Here is a 6,427-nt window from a genome sequence, read left to right as displayed (position 1 = left end):
TGGATTAGAGCGGGATTCATGGCGAAAAACCGCTCACACTTTTTCGCATCCCGCTCTAGACAGGCAGCTTGACGCGTGGAAACTGGCGGCCGGAATGCCCATCTCAGGCTTCGCCGCTTGCTTTACCCCGCAAGTTGAAGATTTGCCCGATCCTCTCGGAGTTGCGCAATGACCGAACCCGCCGCCACGCGTACGCCTGCCGATCTGCCTGTCGCGCCGCTCGGGCCGAGCGATCACACCGACTATAATGTCGTGATCGTCGGCGGCGGCGCCTCGGGGCTCGAGCTTGCGACGCAACTCGGCGACCGCTTTCGCCGCACCAAGGCCGGCCGGGTGACGCTGATCGACAGCTCGCGGACGCATCTTTGGAAACCGCTGCTGCACTCGGTCGCGGCCGGCAGCATGGACCCGAGCGAACACGAGCTCGATTATCTGGCGCAGGCCTATTGGCACAATTTCCGTTACCGTTTCGGCGAGATGGTTGGCATCGACCGCGAGCGCAAGCTCGTCCAGATGGCGCCGACCTATGACGAGGAAAACCGGCTGATCACGCCGGCGCGCTCCATCCCCTACGACACGCTCGTTGTCGCCATCGGCAGCATCACCAATGACTTCGGCACGCCGGGCGTTGCCGAATATGCCGTGCCGCTGGAGACGGCCGAGCAGGCCAAGCGTTTCAATCGCCGCCTCATCAACGCCTGCCTGCGGGCACATACCCAGCCGGAACCGATTCGTCCCGGTCAGCTTCATGTCGCCATCGTCGGTGCCGGCGCGACCGGGACCGAGCTTGCCGCCGAATTATACCGCACGGTGCGCGAAGTGGTCGCCTTCGGCATGGACCGCATCGATCCGGCCGTCGATGTCCGCATCGTCCTGCTCGAAGCCGGGCCGCGCATCCTGCCGGCGCTGCCCGAGCCGATTTCGCATGCGACGATGGAGACGCTGAAAGAGCTCGGTGTCGAGGTGCGCACCAATGCGCGGGTTTCGGCGGTGCAGGCGGACGGCATTCATCTGGCGAACGGCGAGTTCATCCCGTCGGAGCTCGTCGTCTGGGCGGCGGGCGTCAAGGCACCCGATGTCCTGCGCAATATCGGCGGCCTCGAGACCAATAAGATCAACCAGCTTGTCGTGAAGCAGACGCTGCAGACGACGCGCGATCCGAACATTTTCGCGATGGGCGATTGCGCTGCCTGTCCGCTCGACGATAAGGGCGCAACAGTGCCGCCGCGCGCGCAAGCGGCGCACCAAGAGGCGAGCCATCTCTATAAACAGATCCAAAACCAGATCGAGGGCAAGCCGCTCGAGCCTTATCATTACCGCGATTTCGGCTCGCTGGTGTCGCTCGGCAGATATACGACGATTGGCAATCTGATGGGCTTTATCATCGGCCGCAATTTCCGCGTCGAGGGCTGGTTCGCGCGGCTGATGTATCGGTCGCTCTACAAGATGCATGAATATGCGCTGCACGGCGGCCGCCGCGTGATTCTCAGCATTCTGGCGCGCGGCCTGTCGCACCGCGCCGAGCCGGAGGTCAAGCTGCACTAGAGCATCGGACCGAAAAGTGCGAAGCGGTTTTCGGACCCATCCGATGCGATGCAAAAGACGGGAGCAAGATCGGACCGAAAAGTGCGAAGCGGTTTTCGGACCCATCCGATGCGATGCAAAAGACGGGAGCAAGATCGGACCGAAAAGTGCGAAGCGGTTTTCGGACCCATCCGATGCGATGAGATTTAAGAGCGCCAGCGGAAAATCGCGGGCGCTTTTTTGTTCGCTCGGCTTTGCTTATTCCGCGGCGACGGCGCCGGCTTGATTGTCGCCGGTGTCGCAGCTCATCGGCGCCGGCGCCAGATGCGCCGATGGCTCGGGGTCGGGGGCGCCGGCGGCTTCGAGGACCGCGGCGCGCCATTCCTTCTTGATCGGCAGCAGCGGCGGCATGGGCGCGACGGGCGGATCGGCCGTCACCGGCGCAATCGAATCGATATGATCGGTCTTCGCCGCCTTGCGCATGAAGGCGTTATAGACCGTCCATTGCGCCTTATGGCGCTTGTCCCAGGGGAAGCGGCGGGCCATCGACGACAGGGCATAGAAATTCTCGTAGGCCCGCGCGTGGCCGACGCGCAGCTCGTCCGGCTGCATCTGCGCCGGCGTGTAGGTGACGTGACCCTGATCGTACATCGTCCAGTCATAGGAGAAGATGCGATTGGCCTTGCGCAGCTCATACCAGGTCAGCGTGCCCGGATAGGGCGTCAGCACCGAATAGGCACAGGCGTCATAATCGGCCTCGATGTTGAACTTCACCGTATCGTCGAAGACGTTGAGGTCGTCGCCGTCGAAACCGAACATGAACAGGCCGAAGACCATGATGCCGTAGGAATGCACCTTCTCGACCAGCTTGGCGAACTGGTCCGGCCGGTTGACGTGCTTATGAACGCTCGTCAGGGTCGAGCGTGAGATCGATTCAAAGCCGATGCTGAGCAGGGTGCAGCCGCTTTCCGCGGCGAGTTCCAGCATGGAATCGTCCTGCGCCAGCTTCGAGGTGACGCCGGCCTGCCATTGGAAACCGCGTCCCTTCATCGCCCGCATCACTTCCTTCGGCCGCTCCGGCGTGCCGAAGAAGTCGGCATCATTGATGGAGATGATGCGTTCGCCGCAATTCTCCATTTCGCGGATCACTTCATCGACCGGCCGGTAACGGAATTTCAGGCCGTTCATCAGCGGCTCGGCGCAGAAGGTGCAGCCCTGATGACAGCCGCGCGAGGTCTGGACGAAGGTGCGGTTGACGTAGCGGTTCTTTTTCAGAAGGTCGTAGCGCGGCATGGGCACGTTGACCATCGGATGCAGGCCGCTCGAGCGATAGGTGCCGCGCATTTCGCCGTTCTTCAGATCGTCGAGCAATTTGTCGATGACGAGCTCGACCTCGCCGATGACGACGGCATCGCAATGCTGCAGCGCCTCTTTCGGCATGAAGCTCGGATGCACGCCCCCCATGACCACGGGGACGCCTTTGGCGCGGAACTTGTCGGCGATCTCATAGCCGCGGTTGACATAGCTCGTCATGGCCGAGATGCCGACGAGATCGCATTCGATGTCGAAGTCGATCGTCTCGATGTTTTCGTCGGTCAGGATCACCTCATATTGATCGCGCGGGATGCAGGCCGCAACGGCCAGCAGGCCGGCGAGAGGCGAATAGAGGGCGCGATTGAAATAGATCGGACGCGTTGTGAGGGAATCTGTCTTCGGATTGATGAGGTGAATGACGCGTGAGCGCAAGTGGCCCTCCCCGGCTCTCGACTGAATCGAAACGCAAGCCTAACACGAAGTGCGTGTTTTGCCTGTCAAATTGATCTAGGTCAACGTTCGCGCCGCGGCATGACATTTGCCCTACCAAAGGCTTGGCTTCAGCCGAACGCCTATCCCAAGCCGCACAATCCCTCTATGATCGGAACCGTGGCCGCATCGGCTGGGTCGCGGCTTATTGGCAAAAGATATTTTTGAGGCGGCGCGAGAGAGGCGCTCAATTCGGTCTTCGCGCGGCCAAGGACGCGGGAGGTTGAAATGAATAGCAGAGCATTCTTCGTTGTCAGCGCCGCCGCCGCCATTCTTTTCGCGCTTGGGTTCCTCGTCATCCCCCGCGCTGTGGCGCGCCTTTACGGCGTCGTTGCGGACCAGGAAGCGATCCTGGCGTTTCGCTATTTCGGCGTGGCGTTGCTTGGCGTCGGCCTCATTTTCTGGTTCGCCAAGGATGTGCAGGATCAAGATGCGCGCAATGCGATCCTCACCGGCGCCGGCATCGCCAACCAGATCGGCTTGGTCGTTTCGCTTTGGGGGACGGCCTCGGGCATCATGAACGCGCTTGGCTGGACGATCGCCCTGCTTTATCTCGCGCTGGGCGCGGGCTGCTTCTATTTTCGCGGTGGCGACCGCGTCCTGACCTGGGATTCAATCCCCTCGATCAGGCGGACGATATCAAAGTAATATCATATGCTTATGCAAAGCCTCGCAGTGCGTTGGCGCTGCGAGGCGAGGTCGGTCTGATCAGGCAAATGTTATTGCGGCATTACTTTTAGAATTTGCTGGTGCAGATAATCGGGAAGCTCATCCACCGGCATCATGACATACATTTTGCCGTTCATTCTGACGATATGCGCATGCATCGTCGTACCGTCCTTCATGACAAGGTCGGCCATCGTAATCATTTCAACGGTTTCTTGAACATTGACGGCTTTCGCGCCGCTGGCAATAAGAAGTCCTGTGACGATAGCGACGATAGTTGCTCTAACACGCATCTTCGCACTCCTTCTGTTCCCCAAAACGCGGGGCAGAGGAGGCTAACTTTCTTCGGCGCCGCACGCAAACGCGCAGAGGGGGCCGCGCCAGACCGACCGCGGCCCAGGCGACGGATCAGTATTGGGCGGCCAGCGGCGGTGGCGGCGCCAAGTCGAATTTATAGCTGAGGCCGGCCTCAACACGATTGTCTTTTTCATGCACATGTCGGTGAGAAATCCCAGCGTGGAACTGATCAGCTGGAAGTCGTAACGGCCATAATGCGGATAGCGATATTCGGCGCGCACCGACCAATTGTTGCCGATTGCCTATCCAAGACCGCCGCGCCCGCGTCGCCCACTGGCGACGCCTTGGTCGAGCCTTTCGCAGGCGGGGGCCTCGATCTGAACACGCTCACAGAAAGCTGACGGACCAAACGCGGCCACGATCCTTGACGCCGAGCAGATTTGTAACATACAAAGTTACATGAGTCGTGGCGGCGCATTGTCCGGAATACTGCACGTTCTGCTGCACATGGCGGAGCGGGAAGGTCCGGTTACTTCCGATACGCTCGCGCGCATCATGCAGACCAATCCGGTCGTGATCCGACGCGTCATGGCCGGTCTCCGCGCTCAAGGCTACGTACGGTCGGAGCGGGGACATGGCGGCGGATGGACGCTTGCGCGCGATCTCGCGACCATCACCTTGCGCGACATCTACGAGGGCATCGGATCGCCGCCGCTCTTTGCGATCGGCAATCGCAGCGAAGCGCCCGATTGCGCCGTCGAACAAGCCGTCAATGCCGCGCTCGATTCCAGCCGGCGTGAAGCCGAGACCTTGCTGCTCGCCTCATTCGGCAGGATCACCCTCGCGGACTTGAGCGCGGATTTCCACCGACGCCTGGCGCGCCGCTGCGCGGCCAGCTCTCCGGGAGGTCACCATGAGCGTTGAAGCCCGGCCCGGCCAGGAGATGTTTCTCAAAAGCTTTGAGGACCCCATTGCCGTCGCACGCTATGCCGAGGGGCCCCGCCGTTTCGTGCCGGGTCTGGATGCGCTGCATTGCATGACCGGGCTGCTGTTGGCGGAGCGCGCTCCGAAAGACGCGAAAGTGCTCGTGCTCGGTGCCGGAGGGGGCAGCGAACTCAAGGCGCTGGCGGAGGCGCAACCGAACTGGAGCTTTGTCGGTGTCGATCCCGCTGGCGAGATGCTGCGGCTGGCGGAGCGCGTGCTGGGGCCTCTCATGAACCGGACCGAGCTTGTCCAGGGCTACATCGACGACGCGCCCGATGGCCCTTTCGATGCAGCGACCTGCCTGTTGACGCTCCACTTTCTTGACGCGGCCGAGCGAACCCGCACGGTGCGCGAGATCCATCGCAGGCTCCGCCCTGGTGCGCCGTTCGTTGCGGCGCATGCCAGCTTCTCTCAAGCTGCGGGGGAACGCGACGTCTGGCTCGACCGCTACGCCGCTTACCCTATCGCCATGGGCGCCGATCCGGGGGACGTGAACAAAGCCCGCTCTGCGGTTGCGGCCGGCCTGAACAGCGTTGCGCCCGATCAAGACGAAGCCATCCTGCGAGATGGCGGCTTCTCGTGCGTCGAGCTCTTTTATGCGGCTTTCACGTGGCGCGGGTGGGTCTCGCGCGCCTGACGCGCCGAACGACGCCTCTGATGCTATGCTTTAATGGCGGAGAGGGGGGGATTCGAACCCCCGATAGGCTTTCACCTATGCCGCATTTCGAGTGCGGTGCATTCAACCGCTCTGCCACCTCTCCAGCGCCGGCTGCGGTAGGCGGCGCAGATAACACGCGCGTCCCGGCCATACAAGGCGGCCCGCGCCGGCTCCTGCGGGCAAGTTCATTCGGGTTCGTCGCCCGGGCGGAAAAGCCCGTATTGCTGTGGTGCGGCGGCCGGCGCTTCGAGGCCCAGGTGGCGGAAGGCATGCGGCGTCAGCAGACGGCCACGCGGCGTGCGCTGTAGAAAGCCCTGCTGGATCAGATAGGGCTCGATAATGTCCTCGATCGCGTCGCGCGGCTCGGAGAGCGCGGCGGCGAGGGTCTCGATTCCGACCGGGCCGCCGCCGAAGCTCGTCGCGATCAGGCCGAGATAGCGCCGATCCATCATGTCGAGGCCGATCGCATCGACATCGAGCGCCCGCAGCGCGAGG

The 6,427-nt window shown here is 62.2% G+C and carries 7 protein-coding genes and 1 tRNA gene; 4 read left to right on the top strand and 4 right to left on the bottom strand.

Translation table 11 applies throughout. The annotated features are described in order from the left end of the window. Window positions 1-168: 168 nt before the first annotated feature. The gene (locus Q0025_RS14705; protein WP_297300425.1) at window positions 169-1,545 is read left to right on the top strand and encodes an NAD(P)/FAD-dependent oxidoreductase; all 1,377 of its coding nucleotides are present in this window, start codon (window positions 169-171) and stop codon (window positions 1,543-1,545) included. 237 nt (window positions 1,546-1,782) lie between these two features. Here the strand turns inward: Q0025_RS14705 and Q0025_RS14700 are convergent, their stop codons facing one another. Beyond that, window positions 1,783-3,270 carry a radical SAM protein gene (locus Q0025_RS14700; protein ID WP_297300423.1) on the bottom strand — a complete coding sequence of 496 codons (1,488 nt, stop codon included), beginning with the start codon at window positions 3,268-3,270 and terminating at the stop codon, window positions 1,783-1,785. Window positions 3,271-3,555: 285 nt separating this feature from the next. On the opposite strand from Q0025_RS14700, the gene Q0025_RS14695 reads away from it, so the two are divergent. Then, a complete protein-coding gene (locus tag Q0025_RS14695; RefSeq protein ID WP_297300421.1) occupies window positions 3,556-3,975 on the top strand; it encodes a hypothetical protein in 420 nt (139 codons plus the stop codon). A 71-nt stretch (window positions 3,976-4,046) separates the two neighbouring features. On the opposite strand, the gene Q0025_RS14690 is transcribed toward Q0025_RS14695, so the two are convergent. Then, entirely contained in the window at window positions 4,047-4,286 is a 240-nt protein-coding gene (locus tag Q0025_RS14690; protein WP_297300419.1) for a hypothetical protein, read from the bottom strand. A gap of 463 nt (window positions 4,287-4,749) precedes the next feature. Here Q0025_RS14690 and Q0025_RS14685 point away from each other — a divergent pair, with 463 nt between their 5' ends. Then, window positions 4,750-5,214 (top strand): Rrf2 family transcriptional regulator, encoded by a 465-nt coding sequence (locus tag Q0025_RS14685; RefSeq protein ID WP_297300417.1) that lies wholly within the window; start codon window positions 4,750-4,752, stop codon window positions 5,212-5,214. 19 nt (window positions 5,215-5,233) lie between these two features. Further along, entirely contained in the window at window positions 5,234-5,911 is a 678-nt protein-coding gene (locus tag Q0025_RS14680; RefSeq protein ID WP_297300415.1) for a class I SAM-dependent methyltransferase, read from the top strand. A 34-nt stretch (window positions 5,912-5,945) separates the two neighbouring features. Here Q0025_RS14680 and Q0025_RS14675 read toward each other — a convergent pair. Together Q0025_RS14675 and Q0025_RS14670 are read right to left on the bottom strand one after the other, a co-directional pair. Beyond that, window positions 5,946-6,035 (bottom strand) — tRNA-Ser (locus Q0025_RS14675). An 82-nt stretch (window positions 6,036-6,117) separates the two neighbouring features. Next, on the bottom strand, window positions 6,118-6,427 hold a 310-nt coding region (locus Q0025_RS14670), incomplete at its 5' end, for a Holliday junction DNA helicase RuvB C-terminal domain-containing protein (RefSeq protein WP_297300413.1).

The organism is uncultured Methylovirgula sp. (assembly GCF_947646745.1).
Lineage (GTDB): Bacteria > Pseudomonadota > Alphaproteobacteria > Rhizobiales > Beijerinckiaceae > Methylovirgula.
This window is presented reverse-complemented; position numbering and strand designations above follow the sequence as displayed.

Excerpts from the sequence above, each read along its gene's own strand:
- Q0025_RS14705 (WP_297300425.1), top strand. The coding sequence starts at position 169 with ATGACCGAACCCGCCGCCACGCGTACGCCTGCCGATCTGCCTGTCGCG.
- Q0025_RS14695 (WP_297300421.1), top strand. The coding sequence starts at position 3,556 with ATGAATAGCAGAGCATTCTTCGTTGTCAGCGCCGCCGCCGCCATTCTT.
- Q0025_RS14690 (WP_297300419.1), bottom strand. The coding sequence starts at position 4,286 with ATGCGTGTTAGAGCAACTATCGTCGCTATCGTCACAGGACTTCTTATT.
- Q0025_RS14685 (WP_297300417.1), top strand. The coding sequence starts at position 4,750 with ATGAGTCGTGGCGGCGCATTGTCCGGAATACTGCACGTTCTGCTGCAC.
- Q0025_RS14680 (WP_297300415.1), top strand. The coding sequence starts at position 5,234 with ATGTTTCTCAAAAGCTTTGAGGACCCCATTGCCGTCGCACGCTATGCC.